This window comes from Mesorhizobium sp. B2-2-3 (assembly GCF_006442405.1).
In the GTDB taxonomy this organism is placed as follows: Bacteria; Pseudomonadota; Alphaproteobacteria; order Rhizobiales; family Rhizobiaceae; genus Mesorhizobium.
Window position 1 is genome coordinate 199,076 of record NZ_VFWC01000006.1, and the last position, 17,801, is coordinate 216,876.

At 63.3% G+C, this 17,801-nt stretch carries 20 protein-coding genes, 1 tRNA gene and 3 pseudogenes; 8 read left to right on the top strand and 16 right to left on the bottom strand.

Annotated elements, in window-relative coordinates; all coding sequences use genetic code 11:
* Positions 1-42 precede the first annotated feature (42 nt).
* From FJ951_RS13370 to moaA, 7 genes and pseudogenes are all read right to left on the bottom strand, one after another.
* Positions 43-828 (bottom strand): ABC transporter substrate-binding protein, encoded by a 786-nt coding sequence (locus tag FJ951_RS13370; RefSeq protein WP_140498631.1) that lies wholly within the window; start codon positions 826-828, stop codon positions 43-45.
* A 159-nt stretch (positions 829-987) separates the two neighbouring features.
* Complete coding sequence (gene mobB / locus FJ951_RS13375; RefSeq protein WP_140498630.1) at positions 988-1,497, bottom strand: molybdopterin-guanine dinucleotide biosynthesis protein B; 510 nt, start codon at positions 1,495-1,497, stop codon at positions 988-990.
* Positions 1,498-1,547: 50 nt separating this feature from the next.
* Positions 1,548-1,637: pseudogene (locus FJ951_RS29090) on the bottom strand (molybdenum cofactor guanylyltransferase MobA); the annotation flags it as partial.
* Between the two features lie 50 nt (positions 1,638-1,687).
* The gene (locus FJ951_RS13385; protein WP_140515383.1) at positions 1,688-2,608 is read right to left on the bottom strand and encodes a DMT family transporter; all 921 of its coding nucleotides are present in this window, start codon (positions 2,606-2,608) and stop codon (positions 1,688-1,690) included.
* Positions 2,609-2,727: 119 nt separating this feature from the next.
* Positions 2,728-3,087 carry a hypothetical protein gene (locus FJ951_RS13390; protein ID WP_140498628.1) on the bottom strand — a complete coding sequence of 120 codons (360 nt, stop codon included), beginning with the start codon at positions 3,085-3,087 and terminating at the stop codon, positions 2,728-2,730.
* A 119-nt stretch (positions 3,088-3,206) separates the two neighbouring features.
* Positions 3,207-3,680, bottom strand: a complete 474-nt coding sequence (locus FJ951_RS13395) for a hypothetical protein (protein WP_140515384.1) — start codon at positions 3,678-3,680, stop codon at positions 3,207-3,209.
* Between the two features lie 54 nt (positions 3,681-3,734).
* Positions 3,735-4,730, bottom strand: a complete 996-nt coding sequence (gene moaA / locus FJ951_RS13400) for a GTP 3',8-cyclase MoaA (protein ID WP_140515385.1) — start codon at positions 4,728-4,730, stop codon at positions 3,735-3,737.
* Between the two features lie 197 nt (positions 4,731-4,927).
* Between moaA and FJ951_RS13405 the strand changes: the two genes are divergently transcribed.
* On the top strand, positions 4,928-5,281 hold the full coding sequence (locus FJ951_RS13405) for a DUF971 domain-containing protein (RefSeq protein WP_140498625.1): 354 nt from the start codon (positions 4,928-4,930) through the stop codon (positions 5,279-5,281).
* A gap of 63 nt (positions 5,282-5,344) precedes the next feature.
* Positions 5,345-5,956, top strand: coding sequence for a pyridoxamine 5'-phosphate oxidase family protein (locus FJ951_RS13410; RefSeq protein ID WP_140515386.1), 612 nt, complete (start codon positions 5,345-5,347; stop codon positions 5,954-5,956).
* 21 nt (positions 5,957-5,977) lie between these two features.
* Here FJ951_RS13410 and FJ951_RS13415 read toward each other — a convergent pair whose 3' ends face one another.
* Positions 5,978-6,430 (bottom strand): MarR family transcriptional regulator, encoded by a 453-nt coding sequence (locus FJ951_RS13415; protein ID WP_140515387.1) that lies wholly within the window; start codon positions 6,428-6,430, stop codon positions 5,978-5,980.
* Positions 6,431-6,477: 47 nt separating this feature from the next.
* Here FJ951_RS13415 and FJ951_RS13420 point away from each other — a divergent pair, with 47 nt between their 5' ends.
* Positions 6,478-7,389 carry an alpha/beta fold hydrolase gene (locus FJ951_RS13420; protein ID WP_140498622.1) on the top strand — a complete coding sequence of 304 codons (912 nt, stop codon included), beginning with the start codon at positions 6,478-6,480 and terminating at the stop codon, positions 7,387-7,389.
* A gap of 7 nt (positions 7,390-7,396) precedes the next feature.
* Here the strand turns inward: FJ951_RS13420 and FJ951_RS13425 are convergent, their stop codons facing one another.
* Positions 7,397-7,798, bottom strand: a complete 402-nt coding sequence (locus FJ951_RS13425; protein ID WP_140498621.1) for a rhodanese-like domain-containing protein — start codon at positions 7,796-7,798, stop codon at positions 7,397-7,399.
* Between the two features lie 72 nt (positions 7,799-7,870).
* Positions 7,871-8,050, bottom strand: a pseudogene (locus tag FJ951_RS13430) (TetR/AcrR family transcriptional regulator); the annotation flags it as partial.
* 224 nt (positions 8,051-8,274) lie between these two features.
* Here FJ951_RS13430 and FJ951_RS13435 point away from each other — a divergent pair.
* Entirely contained in the window at positions 8,275-10,170 is a 1,896-nt protein-coding gene (locus FJ951_RS13435; RefSeq protein WP_140515388.1) for a murein L,D-transpeptidase, read from the top strand.
* A 4-nt stretch (positions 10,171-10,174) separates the two neighbouring features.
* Here the strand turns inward: FJ951_RS13435 and FJ951_RS13440 are convergent, their stop codons facing one another.
* Complete coding sequence (locus FJ951_RS13440) at positions 10,175-10,651, bottom strand: hypothetical protein (protein WP_140515389.1); 477 nt, start codon at positions 10,649-10,651, stop codon at positions 10,175-10,177.
* Between the two features lie 166 nt (positions 10,652-10,817).
* Positions 10,818-11,075 (bottom strand): PepSY domain-containing protein, encoded by a 258-nt coding sequence (locus FJ951_RS13445; RefSeq protein ID WP_140515390.1) that lies wholly within the window; start codon positions 11,073-11,075, stop codon positions 10,818-10,820.
* Positions 11,076-11,189: 114 nt separating this feature from the next.
* On the opposite strand from FJ951_RS13445, the pseudogene FJ951_RS13450 reads away from it, so the two are divergent.
* Positions 11,190-11,350 (top strand): annotated as a pseudogene (locus FJ951_RS13450) (glutathione S-transferase N-terminal domain-containing protein); the annotation flags it as partial.
* A 30-nt stretch (positions 11,351-11,380) separates the two neighbouring features.
* On the opposite strand, the gene FJ951_RS28440 reads toward FJ951_RS13450, so the two are convergent.
* The 3 genes from FJ951_RS28440 to FJ951_RS13460 all read right to left on the bottom strand — a co-directional run bounded on the left by FJ951_RS28440 (position 11,381) and on the right by FJ951_RS13460 (position 12,883).
* Positions 11,381-11,554: a hypothetical protein gene (locus tag FJ951_RS28440; RefSeq protein ID WP_181165341.1), complete on the bottom strand. Its 174-nt coding sequence runs from the start codon at positions 11,552-11,554 to the stop codon at positions 11,381-11,383.
* Between the two features lie 196 nt (positions 11,555-11,750).
* Positions 11,751-11,825: transfer RNA gene (locus FJ951_RS13455), tRNA-Val, on the bottom strand.
* Positions 11,826-12,199: 374 nt separating this feature from the next.
* A complete protein-coding gene (locus tag FJ951_RS13460) occupies positions 12,200-12,883 on the bottom strand; it encodes a phosphoglycolate phosphatase (protein WP_140498617.1) in 684 nt (227 codons plus the stop codon).
* 387 nt (positions 12,884-13,270) lie between these two features.
* Here FJ951_RS13460 and rpiA point away from each other — a divergent pair, with 387 nt between their 5' ends.
* The 3 genes from rpiA (at position 13,271) to gor (ending at position 16,095) form a co-directional block, all read left to right on the top strand.
* Positions 13,271-13,966, top strand: coding sequence for a ribose-5-phosphate isomerase RpiA (rpiA, locus tag FJ951_RS13465; RefSeq protein WP_140515391.1), 696 nt, complete (start codon positions 13,271-13,273; stop codon positions 13,964-13,966).
* Between the two features lie 22 nt (positions 13,967-13,988).
* Positions 13,989-14,585 carry a DUF2059 domain-containing protein gene (locus FJ951_RS13470; protein WP_140515392.1) on the top strand — a complete coding sequence of 199 codons (597 nt, stop codon included), beginning with the start codon at positions 13,989-13,991 and terminating at the stop codon, positions 14,583-14,585.
* A gap of 118 nt (positions 14,586-14,703) precedes the next feature.
* Positions 14,704-16,095 (top strand): glutathione-disulfide reductase, encoded by a 1,392-nt coding sequence (gene gor / locus FJ951_RS13475; RefSeq protein ID WP_140515393.1) that lies wholly within the window; start codon positions 14,704-14,706, stop codon positions 16,093-16,095.
* A 52-nt stretch (positions 16,096-16,147) separates the two neighbouring features.
* Here the strand turns inward: gor and mgtE are convergent, their stop codons facing one another.
* Positions 16,148-17,512, bottom strand: coding sequence for a magnesium transporter (gene mgtE / locus FJ951_RS13480; RefSeq protein ID WP_140515394.1), 1,365 nt, complete (start codon positions 17,510-17,512; stop codon positions 16,148-16,150).
* Positions 17,513-17,801 lie beyond the last annotated feature (289 nt).

The following is a 17,801-nucleotide window of genomic DNA, read 5'->3' on the forward strand; positions in this document are numbered from 1 at the left end:
GGTAAAGCGGCAGGGAGACCCTGCCGCCCTTGGAGGTGATTATCAGGACTCGGCGCCGTAGACGTCGAACTTGAAGTACTTGTCGTTGATTTCCTTGTATTTTCCGTTGGCCCTGATGGCGTCGATGGCGGAATTCAGCTTGTTGACCAGATCGGTCTCGCCCTTGCGCACGGCAATGCCGGCGCCAGGTCCGAAAATCTCGACCGGCTGCGGCGAGGGCTGGCCGAGGATCTTGCAGCAGGCACCGTCAGGCGAATCCAGCCACTGCTGCAGCACCACGATATCATCCTCGATGGCGTCGAGGCGGCCGTTGGCCAGATCCGCCTGTTCCTCGGGGCTGCTCGGATAACCCTTGATCGTGCTGTCGGTGTAAGTCTTCGAGGCATAGTTGAAATGGGTCGTCGTGGTGGCCACGCCGATACTCTTGCCGGCGAGGTCCTCCTTGGTCACGCCCTTCAGCGTCGAATCCTTCGGGACGGCCAGCGCCGAGGGCGTGTTGTAGTATTTGTGAGTGAAGTCTACCTTCTCGGCACGCTCCGGCGTGATCGACATCGATGCCACGATGGCGTCGAACTTGCCCGCCTGCAGCGCCGGGATGATGCCGTCCCAATCCTGGGCAACGAAGGTGCACTTGACCTTCATCTCATCGCAGAGCGCCTGGGCGATGTCGATGTCGAAACCGACGAGCTTGCCATCGGAAGTCAGGTTGTTGAAGGGCGGATAAGCGCCCTCGGTGCCGATTCTCAGGGTCTTTTCCTGGGCCTGGGCTACGCCGAGCGTCAGCAGCGCGGCCGAAGCGGCGAGCGCGATACGCAGTGCAATACGCATAATGATCCTCTCTTTATGGTCCCGGCCGTCGTTCCGAAACGGCTCTGTGGGGGCGGTGCTTTTGACCGCCCGCTGGCCCGATACTCCCACTCTTTCCAAGAAAAAAGCAACTGCAAAACCACGAAAATCGGCAATGTCCTTCTGCCGTTACGTTACTTCTCAAGCAACGAGGCCGGTCGCGCGCTCGACGAAGTCGGCTATCGATTTCACGTCGTCGAGGTCGAACACCGGCAGGCTTTTGTCCTCGATGACGAAGTCGGCCGCAATGGCAACGATCCCGGGGTCACCCGCCGAAAGCGGCGTCCGGTCCTTCGCCTCCAGGCGCCGGGTTTCGATCTTGCGGTGGGCTTCGCGCTTGTAGCCTTCGACCAGCACGATGTCGGACGGCGCAAGCCGCGACAGGATCGCTTCCAGCGCCGGCTCATCCTCGCCGCGCAATTCGTGCATCAGTGCCCAGCGATTGGCGGAGACGATGGCGACTTCCATGGCTCCTGCCTGCCGGTGGCGAAAGCTGTCCGCGCCCGGCTTGTCGATGTCGAAATCATGATGGGCGTGCTTTACGGTCGAAACCGTCCAGCCGCGCCCAACGAGTTCCGCGACCAGTTTCTCAGTCAGGGTCGTCTTGCCGGAGTTCTTCCAGCCGGTGATGCCGAAGAGGCGCTTGTTCATCTCAGATGCTCTGCAGCAACCGCGCCGCCTTGGCAAGATCGCGGGGGGGCGCTTTCGAGCCGCAGCAAGGTCTTGTCGCCGCCGCCCCTGCGTCTGGATTGAACGCCGGCCAGCATCAATCCCGCAATATCCATCACCATCATCGAGCCCGTGCGCCGTCGCGAAAATCACGGGATTCTCCCCGAGCCTCTTATATGCCGTCCGGGGCCATGGCAGGACCAGTGCTTTCCGCGACGATCCTGCGCCGGCCGACGACGCGCTCACGATAAAGCGCGTAAAGGCCGGAGCCCACGATTGTGCTGGCGCCGATGATCATTGTCATGTCGGGGACATCGCCGAAGACCAGCAGGCCGAGCACAATGGACCAGAGCAGCGCCGTATAGCGGAACGGCGCTATGAAGGAAATCTCGCCCGAGCGCATCGCCATGATGATGAATTGATAGCCGATGAGCACCAGCACCGCTGCGAGCGCCAGCAGCGCAGTGGCTTTTCCCGTCATCGGTGTCCAGCCGCCCATCGGCGACAGCAGCAGCGCGCCGACCATGGTCATGGCCAATGCCGTTGCGGTGGAGACGAGCAGCGTGGGGATAGCCTGCGGAATCCGCTTGGTGGCGAGGTCGCGCACTGCGCAGCAGGCGACGCTGGCCAGCGCCACGAGCGAAAACATGCTGAACCCCTCGAAGCCCGGGCGCACCACGACCAGCACGCCGGCAAATCCAACGGCGATCGCCAGCCAGCGGCGCCAGCCGACCGCCTCGCCGAAGACAAGGGCCGCGCCCATTGTCACGGCCAGCGGCAGTGCCTGCAGGACGGCCGAGACGCTGGCGATCGGCAAATGGGCAAGCGCGACCAGGAAGGTCACCGTCGCGCCGGCCTCGGCAAGGACGCGCAGCGCCACCAGTGGCTGCAGCATCGAGCGCGGCCGGACCAGCGCGCCGCGCTGCCAGGCAAGCAGGCCGACGAAGAGCGAGGCAAATGCGCCTCTGATCAGCATGACCTGCGCCATGTTCATCGACTGCGACGAATATTTGGTGATCGCGTCATTGAGGGTGAAGCCGGCCATCGCCACCACCATGAACAACGCACCGCGAAGATTGGGAGAAAGGGGCAAGATCTCTACCGGTTCTGCTTTGAAAAAAGCCTGTAGCAGCCGGGACCGAAACAGCAACGACAAAGGGCTGGGCCACGGCCTTGATCGCGGCCCAGAATTTCAACCGCGGATGACCGGCCTTACTTCTTCGGCGTTAGCACCTCGGTGCCGCTGCCGTCTTTGCCGGCGATCGTCCACAGGCCGTGCAGCGAGCCGTCGTCATCCATCTTGTAGACGACAAGGCCGATCTCCTTGCCCAGGACATAGCCGGCCGAGAAGGCGTTGTCGTTGCGCATGCAGATGCCGTCCGAGGACGAGCCGCCGGTTTCCCAATGGATCGTGCAGGTCGTGCCGCTTGTCAGCGTGATGGTTGCTTCGCCGCCATAGGCCGAACCATCGAAATTGGTGCCGGCGACATCGTAAGTGCCGCCGATGGATTGCGCCGCCGCCGGCATGGCGGCGAGGCCGAGCAAGGCAACAGAAAAGATGAATTTGCGCATAATGTTTTCCCCCAACGGAGCGAAAGCCGCTACCGGATGGAAGGCTAGGCGCGAAAACGGCTGGGGTAAATCAGGCGGGCATCCGCCGGCGGAGATTTATTGCGGCATGGCCGCAATAGTCACGGTCCCTCGAGGCTGGCGGCGATGGCGCCGACCAGCGGGTCGTATTTCGGCTTCACGGCCGGCGGATATTCGATCCAGACGGTGCGGATGACGCCGTCCTTGCCGAACAGGCGGCGCTCATAAAAGATGTTCCCGGCCTTCAGCCCCGAAAGCACGGCCCAGTTCTTTCCCGTCCTGCTGTAGGTGACCTTGTAACCCGCCTGGGTGCTTGTCTTCTCGGCCGCAACGAAGCTCTTCGGCGTGTCGTTGTCGATATTGAGGATGCCGGAACAGATCAGGCTGGCGCCGTCGGGCGCGAGCCATTGCTGGCCGTCGCCATTGTCCGGTTCGGGCTGGCGGTCGGTGAAAACATCATCGGGAAAGGTGCAGACCGTGCCGAATCGCTCGTTGGTGTAGGTCAAAGGAGCGGCGGCCGAGGGGATTGCCGCGATCGCCGCAACGAATGCCAATACCGAGCGCGCGCACTTCATTCCATTCCTCCAGCAGTCAGCCGGAAGCGATCCTGCACCAGATCCGTGGGAAAATCAGCCGCCGGTGACGCTCATATGCCGCGACACGGAGGGGCGGCTGGTGCGACGGTCGATGATGAAATCATGCCCTTTCGGCTTGCGCCCGATCGCCTCGTCGATCGCCGCGCCGACCAGATCGTTGCCTTCGGACGCACGCAACGGCTCCCTGAGATCGGCGGCATCCTCCTGGCCCAGGCACATATAGAGCGTGCCGGTGCAGGTCAGCCGGACGCGGTTGCAGCTCTCGCAAAAATTATGGGTCATCGGCGTGATGAAGCCGAGCCGGCCACCGGTTTCCGCGACATGGACATAGCGGGCCGGACCGCCGGTCTTGAACGGGACGTCTGTCAGCGTGAACTGGCGCTCCAGCGAGGCGCGCAGCAGCGACAGCGGCAGGTACTGGTCGGTGCGGTCGGCGTCGATCTCGCCCATCGGCATGGTTTCGATGACGGTCAGGTCCATGCCGCGGCCATGCGCCCAGCGCATCATCTCAGGCAATTCGGCGTCGTTGAAATCCTTCAGCGCCACGGCGTTGAGCTTTATCTTCAGCCCCGCCGCCTGCGCCGCATCGATGCCGGCCATGACCTTGCCGAGATGGCCCCAGCGGGTGATTGCGTGGAACTTGTCGGCATCAAGCGTGTCGAGCGAAACATTGATGCGCTTGACGCCGCAATCGGCGAGCTCGGCAGCAAAACGCGAAAGCTGCGAGCCGTTGGTGGTCAGCGTCAGTTCTTCCAGCGCGCCGCTTTCGAGATGACGCGACAGTTGACGGACCAGGTGCATGATGTTCTTGCGCACCAGCGGCTCGCCGCCGGTGAGACGCAATTTGCGCACGCCTTTTGCGATGAAGACGCTGCACAGCCGGTCGAGTTCCTCGAGCGACAGCAGGTCCTTCTTGGGCAGGAAAGCCATGTCCTCGGCCATGCAATAGGTGCAGCGGAAATCGCAGCGGTCGGTGACCGACACGCGCAGGTAGCTGATCGTGCGGCCGAAAGGATCGATCATGTCCATGCGTGAAGCGTTTCCCGTGGCTGTGAACGACGGCGTTATATATCGCTATGTGATACGATCCGGCCTGTCGTTCAAGATAGCCGCTCTCGATCTTTGGTAACATTCCCCGACCGACACCGGATGTCGGCTGCCTGGTACGGGCTTTTCCAATCCGGCGAAGCGGCGTAGGGAAGGGCGGTTCGAAACGGAAAAACACCATGACGGCGCCGAAGGAACTGCGGGTCTCCAAAGACCGCAAACTGCTCTCCGTGACCTTTCCCGGCCACCAGCCATTCGAGCTGCCGGCCGAGCTGCTGCGCGTCGCCTCGCCGTCGGCCGAGGTGCAGGGCCATTCGCCGGACCAGCGGGTGACCGTTCCGGGCAAACGCGATGTCGCCATCCTCAAAATTGAACCGGTCGGCAACTACGCGGTGCGCATCACCTTCGACGATTTCCACGACACCGGGATCTTCACCTGGAATTACCTGCACACGCTAGGCCACGAGAAGGACGCGCGCTGGAACGCCTACCTTGCCGAGCTTGCGCAAAAGGGTCTCAGCCGCGACCGTTAGCCGGCGGGCGTCGTCAAGATGTCATGGAGCGGGAGTAGGGGCGGCGGATCGGAAGACGAGACAATGTCCATCATAACCACAGTCGAACAGCTTGAAACGCTCTATGGCCTGCCCGGCGAAGCCTCGGTGGTCAAGGAACTCGACCACGTCATTCCCGAATACGCCGCCTTCATCGAGGCCTCGCCCTTCGTCGCGCTGGCGACGAGCGGGCCGGAAGGGCTGGATTGCTCGCCGCGCGGCGATCTCGCCGGCTTCGTGCGCATCGTCGATCCGAAAACCCTGATGATGCCGGACCGGCGCGGCAACAACCGCGCCGATTCGCTGAGAAACATCATTCGCGATCCCCGCGTCGGGCTGCTGTTCCTGGTGCCGGGCTCCGGAACGACGCTGCGCATCAACGGCCGCGCACACATCACCACGGATGCCGCGCTTTGCGCGTCGTTCACGGTCGACAGCAGGCCGGCACGCTCGGTGAGCGTCATCGATGTCGATACGGTCTATTTCCAATGCGCCCGCGCCATCGTGCGGTCGGAACTGTGGAACCCGGAAAGGCATGTCGATCCGAAGTCCCTGCCGACACCAGGAAAGATCCTGGAGATCACCAGCCGCAGGAACATCGACGGCGCCGCCTATGACAAGGAATGGCCGGAGCGGGCGAAAAAGACGATGTGGTGATCCGCCGGACCGCAATGGCGGTCAGGCGTCCTTCAACACCTCGTGGATCTTGCGCATCTGCTCGCCGATCATGTCGCACTGCTCCGGCGTCGACTGGCTCATCGCTTTCTCGATCAGCGCCATGTGCACCTTCAGCGCCTGCATCAGCAGCGCCTCGCCGGCTTCGGTGAGGGCCAGCCGCAGGATGCGCTTGTCCTTCTCGTCGCCTTCGCGGCGCAGCAGGCCGCGAGCCTCAAGCTGAGGCAACAGCATGGTGATGTTGGAGCGACCGACGAGTAGCTTGCGGGCGAGATCGTGCTGCGACATGCCGGGATGGCGGTAGAGATTCATCAACACATCGAGCTGCGCGGGTTTCAGATCGAGCGGAGCGAGCTTCACGGCAAGCGTGCGCTCCAGCACATGGCAGGCGCGCGCAACCGCGACCCAGTTGCGAAACCGCGGGTTGTCCCAGGGCAGCTCTTGTTTATTGTTCATCTTTGAACTATTATGTTCATGCTTGAACGTATGGATGGATTCCCACTATGGCATCATTCGGACTGAAGGTCATCCGGGGTGTATTCGGGGCCGCCGAACATGTCGCCCCCCGCCTCACCGGGCGCGCCGCATTCGAGCTGTTCTGCCGTACGCCGAACGCCAGGGTGCTGAGCGAGGGCGAACGCCGTGCCGTCGACCGCGCGGCAGATTTCATGGATGAAGCGCGGCATCACCGGCTGAAAGCCGGATCCGGCTGCGTCATGGTGCATGAATTCCGTCCGGAGCCAGGCAGGGCGTCCGCCGGAACGGTTCTCGTCGTTCATGGGTGGCGCTCGCGCACCGAATATATGCGCATGCTGATCGAGGGCTACCGCGCCGCCGGCTACAGGGTCGTCTCGCTCGACCTTCCCGGCCACGGCCAATCGCATGGCCGGCGGTTGAACATGGTCAATGCCGTGGATGCGGTGCGAATCGCGGGCGAATGGTTCGGCCCGTTCGCGGCGGTGGTCGGTCATTCCTTCGGCGGCGCCGTCGCCGCCAATGCAATCGCCGGATCGATCAGGAACATTGCGCCGCTGGCGGCCGGGCGCCTGGTGCTGATCGCCGCGCCGAGTTCATTGCCGGCCATCTTCGCCGACTTCAGCCGCATGCTCAATGTCGGTCCGCGCTCGCAGGCCGCCATGGCGGACCGTGTCGAATATCTTTCCGGCCGGCCGCTGCACGAATTCACCGGCGATCGGCAGCTTGCCCAGGCGCCGGTGCCGACGTTGGTCATCCACGCACCCGACGATCGCGAAGTCTCGGCCGATCATGCCTGGCGTTATGCCGGCGCCGGTGACCATGTGTTGCTCCACTGGGCCGAAGGGCTCGGCCATCGCCGCATCCTGGCGGACAAGGGCGTGGTGGAACGCGCCGTCAGCTTCGTGGCCGCGCAACGGGAGCCGTCGCTGCTCCATTGAACCGCAATCAGGGCTGTTTCTTCTTCTCGCCGGGTTCCACCGGCAGTCCGGCCGCCTTCCAGGCGGTGTAGCCGCCAAGGATATGCTTGACCCGCGACAGCCCCATGTCCTGCGCGGTCTTGGTGGCGAGCGCCGAACGCCAGCCGCCGGCGCAGAAGAACACGAAGCTCTTTCCCGAAGCGAAGAACGGCTTGTGATAAGGGCTCTCGGGATCGATCCAGAATTCCAGCATGCCACGGGTGACATGTTTCGCGCCGGGAATCCTGCCGTCGCGTTCAATCTCGCGAGGATCTCGCAGGTCGACAAAGATGGTGCCTTCGTCCTCGATCAGGGCTGCCGCTTCCTCGGGCGAAAGCACTTCGATCTCGGCATTCGCCTCATCCAGCAGTTCGCGATAACCCTTTTTCACCGTCCGATCCTCCCGGCCCGTTTAGACTGGCGCTCCGTCCGTTCGGATTTCGAGCACAACGCCCGGCGTTTGTCATCCCGCGTCGGTACCGGCTATCATCTTCCAGGCGGCCATTGCCCCCTCCACGGTTGCCAGCAGGGCCGCATGCGAAGCACCGTCGCGCGCCTGGATCGACATGCCGTGTTGAGCCGTCGCGAAAGAGGTCGCAGCGGCTTCGCAGTCGAAACTCCTCGGCAATTCGCCCACGGCCATGCGCCGAGGTCTGACGACGCCCCTGGGCTTCGACGGCCGGAGCGGATTGTGTCCGCTCCGGCCGTCACGATGTTGTGAAACCGTTCTGCCACAGCCGCCCCAAAATTTATGAAAGCTTAACGAAATCGGTATGAATCGGTATAGTCGCGTCTTACATCCGCCATGCGGTGGGCAAGACGCACGAGCGTGCGGAACGGAGCCGGTTGCGGCTGGAGCGGGTGACCATGAAATTGCCGGGAAACAAAGCTACCGCGTTGCCGCTTGCAGCGCTCGTGGCGACGCTGGCCCTGGGAACGCCGCAAGCAGGCGCGCAGGGGCTTTTCGACATGCTTTTCGGCGGCGGCGTAAGGCACGAGCCGCGAGGTGAGTTTCCTCCTCCGCCACCAAGGCGCAAGCCGAACCCCAACGTATCCGCCGGCGGTGGTGGCGGCGGCAGCGTGAAGATCAGCAGCCCTTCCTACTACACCTACAAAGCCGACAAGCTCGTGCGCGTCGACTTCTCGGCGCTTACGGCAGCGCCGCAGCCGGCGACGCCGCAGGACGCCGCCTTCGTGCCCTCAGCCACCGGCAACGCCTTTCGCGAGGCAATCGCCGGACTGAGCGACTACGAGCTCTATGCGGAGCCGGATATCGCCAAGGCGCTGATCGCCTATTATTCGGCCAATCCGGATTTCATCTGGGTGACCGGAGCCAACGCCAACAGCCGCGCACAGGACGCGGTGCGGGTGCTTGGCGAGGCGGCGAGCTACGGCCTGGCACCGTCCGACTACACGGTCGACGTGCCGACCGCCGCTGCGTCGACTGGTGACGCCGCTGCACGTTTGAAGGAGTTCGTGCGCTTCGAAATGGCGCTGTCGGCTCGCGTGCTTCGCTATGTCCATGATGCCCAAAGCGGCCGCGTCGAACCCAACCGCATGACCGGCTACTATGATTTCCCCGCCAAGCCGCTCGACATGGAAGGCGTTTTGAAGACGCTGGCGCACACCCAGGAAGTGCGCACCTATCTCGAATCGCGGCATCCGCAGAACCCGGAGTACCAGGCGCTGCGCGTCGAGTTGGAGGCGCTGCAAGCGAGCGCCGAAAACGAGATCGTCGTCGATCCCAAGCTGTTGCTGAAGCCGGGCGAAACCAGTCCCGAGCTTCCCAAGCTGCTGAGCCTGATCGCGCGCAATCTCGACGACGAGATGGGCGGCGCCTACGGCGAAGTGCTGTCGCGGCTCGCCACCAGCGATGTCTACCTCCCTGAGCTGGTCCCGGTCATCAAGGCCGTGCAGCAAAAAGCAGGCATGAAGGGCGACGGCGTCATCGGACCGCGCACCGTCGCGTCGCTGGCCGGAACATCCAAGGCCGACCGGCTGCTCAAGGTACAGGTGGCGCTGGAAGAACTGCGCTGGCTGCCATCCGACCTCGGCAGCCCGCGTGTCTTCATCAACCAGCCAGCCTTCACGGCGAGCTACATCGACAATGGTGAGGAAAAGCTGAAAACCCGTGCGGTCATCGGCAGGACCACCAACCAGACCGCCTTCTTCTACGACCAGATCAAGCAGGTCGACTTCCATCCCTATTGGGGGGTGCCGCAGTCGATCATCGTCAACGAGATGCTGCCGAGATTGCGCAGCGATCCGGGTTATCTCGACCGGGCCGGGTATGAGGTGACGGATTCGCGCGGCAAGCGCATTCCGTCCTCGGCGGTAAACTGGGGCGGCTATGGCGCGAACATCCCCTACAGCGTGCGCCAACTGCCGAGCGAGGCCAATGCGCTGGGCGAATTGAAGATCCTGTTCCCCAACAAGCACGCCATCTACATGCATGACACACCGCAGAAGTCGTTCTTCCAGCGCGACATGCGCGCGCTCAGCCATGGTTGCGTGCGGCTGCAGGATCCGCGGGGCATGGCGGCTGCGGTGCTGGGTACCTCGGTCGACGATATCGCCGAGAAGCTGAAGCACGGCCATTCGACCGAGAGCGTGACGCGCACGATTCCGGTCTATGTCGCCTACTTCACCGCATGGCCCGACATGTCCGGCAAGGTCGAATACTTCAACGACGTCTACGACCGGGACACGCGGTTGAAGCAGGCCCTGGACGCCACCGAAGCGGCGCGCTCGCCGTCGAGCTGAGAATTCAGCGGGCCGAGAGCGGTCGCCGGAAACCGGCGTCGCGCCCGGCGATCAGCCAGTAGACAAGCCCGGCGACCGGGCCGGCAGCGGCGATGATGCCTATATCGGCCCAGCGCTCCGACGCCATGTCCTCGAGCGCGCTCGGCCAGATCAGGGCAAAGCCGCCGACCGCCGCCGCCCCGCCGAAGAGCATGTGCAGCCAGAAGCCGCGCAACGAGAAGCATTCGGCGATCAATGCGAACACCAATGTCTGCACCCCGGTCAGCACGATCGTCAGGAAATAGATGAACATGCCGACCGGCGGCACCACCAGCGCCGCGATCGGCGAGACGCCCATGAGGTCGAAATACCGGGGCGCATTGGGTAGGGAGCTCAGCACGGCATAGATCGCGACAACGGCGATCAGGCCGACCAGCACGGCGACGAGATAGCCGGCAAGCACCATCAAGATACGTTTCAACACATGCCTGGCCGTCGCCATGCATACCCCCCGTGAAGCTCCGCTGTAATCAGCCATCAAAGGTGCATTGGCGCAAGGGCGGGCGCATCTCACGCCGCAGGCTCGGCATTTTCAGATGGGGACCGGTGATCACCGCGGGAGGGATCGTAGAACGGGTTGCCCGCCCCGCAAGTTTCTCCTGACGAAGCTATCTGGGCTCGGCCGTCACCGGATCATAGGTGATTTCGACCTTCGCCTTGTCGGCGGTGTAGTAGGTGACGGTATAGGCGCCATCATCCCAGTCGACCTCCTGGACATAGCGGAAGCCATCGCGCTGCTCGACCTTGGCGATGATGTCAGACAATTTCTTGGCATTGGGCGGCGGCAGCGGTTTTTCGTCGGCCGCCAGAACCGGGCCGGAGCCGAGAAGAACGGCGACGCTTGTCGCCACGAGAAATCTGGTCATGGTTTTCCCTCAAGTTTCGACAGGGGGAAACTCAGTGATGGGGAGGTTTGTTCCCCAGGCGGGATGGATGGCCAGGCTATGCATCGGCTTTGTGACTGCCCTCGAGCAATTCCCGATTTTCTTGCAATCAACCCCGCCGGCTTTGTCCCGGCGCTACAAGACGGCGAGATGATCATGGTCGAATCGATCGCGATTCTCGAATACCTGCTCGCCCGCACGGGCCGAGCCCGCTCGCCGTCGCCCCACATGATCCGGCTTTCGTCGCCTACCTGCAATCTTTCGGAGGGCTTCTCAACCCCCACGCGTCAGGCTGACCGCTTAAGCTCTGCCACCTGCACACCCAGCCGGAACGCCTGACCGTCGGCGTATGAGCGCGCATAACTTTCGGCTGAGAATGGGACGGTGGTGGTGACGCCATTGACGGTCACGCGAACCGACCACGACTTTTCCCTGACGATTTCAACGGCGTGTTCTGCCATGTTCTCCCCCGAGAATCTGACGTTGAGGAAGCTACCATAGCGTCGCCCAACTGATTTGCATACAAACAAACCGACAGATGGTGACGGAAACCCAAAATCAATAAGGGCGAGGCGCCAAGCTGTTTGGCCTACGCGCCAGTAGCTTTTTTGGACAAAGTGGAGGGGCCTAGTCATCCAACAAATCAGTTTAGTTGGATGGTGGGCGATGCAGGGATTGAACCTGCGACCCCACCCGTGTGAAGGGTGTGCTCTCCCGCTGAGCTAATCGCCCGCTCGTTGCCCGAAGGCCAAGCGAGCCGCGATATAAGGGAGGGCGGTGCGGGAAGTCAAGGCGGTGTCCGGCGTTCTCACAGGGGCAATCGCTTCAGGTTTCGTCATACTCTTTCAAGCGCCGGCGCCGCCCCTCACCTGCCTGCCGGCATCCTCTCCCCGTATAGACGGGGAGAGGGGGCTGTGTCGCCGTTTTCGCCAATTTTTAACGTTGCAATGGAGGCGCCAGCGTTCCGGCCAGACCCTTCTCCCCGTCTCTGTGCGGGGAGAAATGCCCGGCAGGGCGATGAGGGGCGGCGCCGACTTCGATCATTAGAGGCATCCGCCGCAAACAGGAAACTGTCATTGAACCTGTCCCGGCCGCCCGCTATCCGTTCAATGTTGCGCCGCGGCGATCAGCCGCTCAGCCAGGTCCAGCGTCAGCGCGTCGAAATGCGAGATTACCGCCGAGGGCTCGAATTCGCGCACGTGGCGGTCGGTGTAGCCGAAGTCGACGGCCACCACTGGGATGCCGGCGGCTTTCGCGGTGTCGATGTCGGTCTGCGAATCGCCGACCATCAAAGCTCGGTGCGGGTCGCCGCCGGCGCGCTTGATGGTTTCGGTGAGGTGACGCGGGTCGGGTTTGCGGAAGGCGAAGGTATCCTGTCCGGCAATCGCCGCGAAGTGTTTGGTCAGGCCGAGCGCCTCGATCAGCGCCAGCGAGTTGGCCTCGTATTTGTTGGTGCAGACGGCCAGGAGATAGCCTGCCTTCTCGAAGCGGGCGATCGCCTCGAGGACGCCGGGGTAGGGGCGGGACTTGCCGGGAATGTTGAGGGTGTAGTGGTCGAGGAACAGTTTCAGCAGCCGGTCGTGTTCGGCGACATCGAGCGACCGCTGCTGCGCGGCGTGCGCCCGCTCGATCATGACGCGGCCGCCATGGCCGACGAAGCGCCTGAAGCCGGCTTCGTCGACGGCCGCGAGCGCGCTGGCGGCAAGGCTGTGGTTAAGGCTGTCGAGCAGGTCCGGCGCTGTGTCGATCAGCGTACCGTCGAGGTCAAACACGATGATCGGGCGGGTCATGATCCATCCTGGGCAGTTTATGCAATGGGCAGGCGATAAAGGCTGCGGCGCGTCAAGGCAAGCGCCGGGCAGGCTCGTTCAGGCAAGCAAGCTCCCCGGACCGGGCATTCGCGACGAACCGCCAGCCATGAAAAAACCCGCCAGTGCGGCGGGTCCCGGCGCAAATCTGCACCATAGGCAAATATGTAGCATAACTGCCTTCACCCAGTCAATGGCATATAAGAAAAAATTCCTATTAACGTTGCCCGCGCATCGCTCGCTGACCGCGCGGGCACACCATTGACGGGAGGCCGACCGTCATCAACCTACGCCGCTGCAAGGGCTTTGACCGGACCGGCAAAAATGGTAGGAGCCGCAAACACCAGGTTCCGGGGCGGTAAAAGCGGCATGGATGCAAGACAGTTGAAGGTCGAAGCCGCGCGGGCGGCCCTTGCCCATGTCACCGACGGCATGCGGCTCGGCATCGGCACCGGCACCACCGCCGACGAGTTCGTGCGGCTGCTTGCCGACAAGGTGGCCACCGGCCTGACCATCATCGGCGTGCCGACGTCCGAGCGCACCGCCTCGCTGTGCCGCGAGCTTGGGGTGCCGCTGTCGACACTGGAGGACACGCCGGAACTCGATCTCACCGTGGACGGCGCCGACGAAGTCGACCCCGCACTAACGCTGATCAAGGGCGGCGGCGGCGCATTGCTGCGCGAGAAGATCGTCGCGGCGGCTTCCGCTCGCATGATCGTCATCGCCGATCGCTCCAAGATGGTCGAGACGCTCGGCCGTTTTCCATTGCCCATCGAGGTCAACCCGTTCGGCCTGCGCGCAACCGAAATCGCGATCGGGAAGGCGGCTGCAAGGCTCGGCCTTTCCGGTCCGGTTACATTGAGGATGACGGGCGGCCAGGCTTTTGTTACAGACGGCGGCCACTTTATCCTCGATGCATCTTTTGGCCGCATTCCGGATACAAGAGCGCTATCGAATGCTCTCCACGCCATTCCCGGCGTGGTCGAGCACGGTCTTTTCATCGGGCTGGCGTCAGCGGCCATCATCGCCGGGGGCGATGGCATCCAAACCGTCCATGCCGCCTGAAAAACAGGGAGTTCTATCGACCATGATGTTGCATAACCGGGTTCGCCGCTTGTCCGTCCTTCTGGCGGCATCGGCCGTCTTCGCCTTCTCTTCGCCGGCGTTCTCGCAGGACGTCACGGAAGCACACCTGAAGGCGGCGCGCGCCGCGGTCACCGCGATCCATGCGACCGACCCGTTCGACAACATCCTGCCGCAGGCCGCCGCCGCCCTCGAATCGCAGCTCATCCAAAAGAACCCCGACATGCAGGAGCTGATCGCCAAGACGATCAGCGAGAAGGCGCTGGCGCTTGCCTCGCGCCGGGCCGACCTGGAGAAGGAAGCGGCCCTTGCCTATGCGAAGGTGTTTTCCGAACAGGAACTCAACGACATCGCGACCTTCTACAATTCGGACTCCGGCAAGAAGCTCCTCGAGAGCGGCCCGGCCGTGACGCGCGACCTGGTGAAGGCCGCCGATATCTGGCAGAACGGGCTTGCTCGTGACCTCGCCCAGCAGGTCGGTGAAACGCTGGCCGCGGCGGCCAAGGCGAAAGCGCCGGCAGCGCCTGCTAATGCGGCCGCGCCCGCCGATGGCGCCGCGCCTGCCGATGGATCGGCCCCTGCCGACGACACGCAGAACTGATCCTGCCATTCCAAACGGCCCTGCGGCCATCTGTGAAGCCCGGCTTGTCCGGGCTTTTCTTTTGATGGTTTGCGGCCTACCTGTCACTCACATTTTCCGAAGCTCAAGGAGCCGCGCAATGGCCGCTTACGACTACGATCTTTTCGTCATCGGCGGCGGTTCGGGCGGGGTGAGGGCGGCGCGCGTCGCCGCAGCGCTCGGCAAGCGCGTGGGCATCGCCGAGGAATACCGCTTCGGCGGCACCTGCGTCATCAGAGGCTGCGTACCGAAGAAGCTCTATGTCTATGCTTCGCAATTTCCTGAGCATTTCGCCGATGCCGCCGGCTATGGCTGGACGGTGCCGGAAGCCAGTTTCGACTGGCCCGCACTGGTCGCCAACAAGGACCGCGAGATCAGCCGGCTGGAGGCGATCTACAAGAGGAACGTCGAGGGCGCCGGCGGCGAGGCCTTTCACACGCGCGCCATGATCGTCGACCCGCATGTGGTACGTCTTCTGGACGAGGACCGTACCGTCACCGCCGACCAGATCCTGATCGCCACCGGCGGCCGTCCGGCGCCGCACCCGGCATTGCCCGGCCACGAACACTGCATCTTCTCCAACGAGGCCTTCGACCTCAAGCAGTTGCCCAAGTCGATCATGATCGAAGGCGGCGGCTATATCGCGGTCGAATTCGCCAACATCTTCCATGGCCTGGGCGTCGACACCACGCTGGTCTATCGCGGCAAGGAGATCCTCAGCCGCTTCGATATGGACCTGCGGCGCATGCTGCACGAAACGATGGAGAAGAAGGGGATCAAGATCCTTTGCCATGCCGTCTCGGAATGGATCCGCAAACGGCCGGACGGCCGGCTCGACGCGTTGCTCACCGGCGGCCAGACGCTGACGGTCGACCAGGTGATGCTCGCCATCGGCCGCATCCCCAACACCGAGAATATGGGACTGGAAGGCATCGGCATCGAGATGACCGCGACCGGCGCGATCCAGGTCGACGCGTACTCCCGCACCAACGTCGAAAACATCTGGGCGATCGGCGACGTCACCAATCGCGTGCAACTGACGCCGGTGGCGATCCACGAGGCGATGTGCTTCGTCGAGACCGCCTTCAAGGGCAACTCGACCGCGCCCGACCACGACACGATCGCCACCGCCGTGTTCTCGCAGCCGGAGATCGGCACGGTCGGCCTGTCGGAAGACGAGGCGGTCAAGCGCTTCCCCGACATCGAGATCTATCGCGCGGCATTCCGTCCGATGCGGCACACCTTGTCCGGCCGCGACGAAAAGATGCTGATGAAGCTGGTGGTCGATGGCGCGTCTAAGAAGGTACTCGGCGCGCACATATTGGGGCCGGATGCCGGCGAGATGGCGCAGCTTCTCGCCATTCCGCTGAAGGCCGGGCTGGTCAAGGATGATTTCGACCGCACCATGGCCGTGCATCCGACGGCCGCGGAAGAGCTTGTGACCATGTACAAGCCGACTTACCGAGTGAAGGATGGCGAGCGCGTAGACTGACGGACAAACGCGCCGCGGCAAGGTACTTGCCGCGACGCAGCTAGGAGAGCTGCTACAGCAACGTGCCGCGCAGGATCACCTGCGCCACCGAGAAATAGATGACAAGCCCGGTGACATCGACCAGCGTGGCGACAAACGGCGCCGACGCGCTGGCCGGGTCGAAGCCGACGCGTTTCAAGGCGAACGGCAACATCGAACCCGACAGCGAGCCGAAGGTGACGATGCCGACCAATGCCGCTCCGACCGTCGCGGCGATCAACGGCCAGTGCGGGCCGTAGTCGTAGAAGTCGAAATACTGCCAGAGCGCGATGCGGCAGATGCCGACGACGCCGAGTATCGCCCCGAGCAGGAGGCCGGTGGGCAATTCGCGCAACGCCACCCGCCACCAGTCGCGCAGGCCGATCTCGCGCAATGCCAGCGCGCGTATGACCAGCGAGGTCGCCTGCGAGCCGGAATTGCCGCCGGAACTCATGATCAGCGGAATGAAGAGCGTCAGCACGATCGCTTTTTCCAGCTCGCTCTCGTAGCTTTGCATCGCGTTGGCCGTCAGCATCTCGCTGATGAACAGCGCGCACAGCCAGCCGGCACGCTTCTGGATCATGGCGAGGAAGCTCATCTTCATGTAGGGCTCGTCGAGAGCCTCCATGCCGCCGAAGCGATGCACGTCCTCCGTCGTCTCCTCGATCATCGTGTCGATGATATCGTCGATGGTGACGATGCCGAGGATCTTGCCGTGATCGACGACGGGAACGGCGAGCAGATCGTATTTGGAAATCGTCTGCGCCAGGGTTTCGCGATCGGTCAAAGGCGTGACGGTCACCGGCACGCGGTCCGGCGCCACCGACAGGATCGAATCGCCAGGCTCGCCGGTGATGAGCCGGCGCAGGCCGGTCGAGCGCATGAGCAGATGCGTCTCGGGATCGACGATGTAGATGGCGTAGACGGTTTCGCGCGTCCGCTCGACCTTTCGGATGTAGTCGAGCGTGCGGCCGACGGTCCAGTCCGAGGGCACGCTGACGAACTCCGTCGTCATGATCGAAGCGGCACTGCCTTCGGGGTAACCGAGAATCGAGAGCAGGGTTGCGCGCAGCGGGGGCGCCAGCACGCCGAGCAGCTCGGAACGGGCGGGTTCGTCAAGATCGCGCAGGATGTCGGCAGCGCGATCGACCGACATGGCGGTAAGCAGCTTGCCCGCCTTGGCGCGAGGCAAGGCCTCCGCCAGCTCGGGCGCGCCCTCGAGCTCCGGCTGGTCGAAGATCTCGACCAGCCGTTCGAACGGCACTTCGCAAAGCAGCTCGGTCGCCGTTTCGCGCGACTCGCGGTTGAGCGCTTCGACCACGTCTGCGACATGGTCGTTTGCAAGGATGCGGGCGATGGCGACGGCCTCGTCGTCCGCTACGGGGGAAAAATCGTTCATGGTTCACTCCTTGCCGTCCGGCAAGACGTGAACCGTCGAGGTCACGTCAGGGCGGACGGCGGTTGCGTTCGACTGTGACTGTCGCCAGGCATGGCGCGGTGACCTTTCCGCTCGCGGGTTCGAGTTTGATGTCTGCGAGCGGGTGCAACATAGGAGCTCGCCTTGCCCTGTCAATCGAGGTGATCGAGGAAAATGCGGGCAACATGCCCCAGTCGCGAGACTGTGATCGCTGAAGCGTATCGCGCCGAAACAGTAAAATGGCTGGACGGCCTATGCCGCGGCGAGTCCG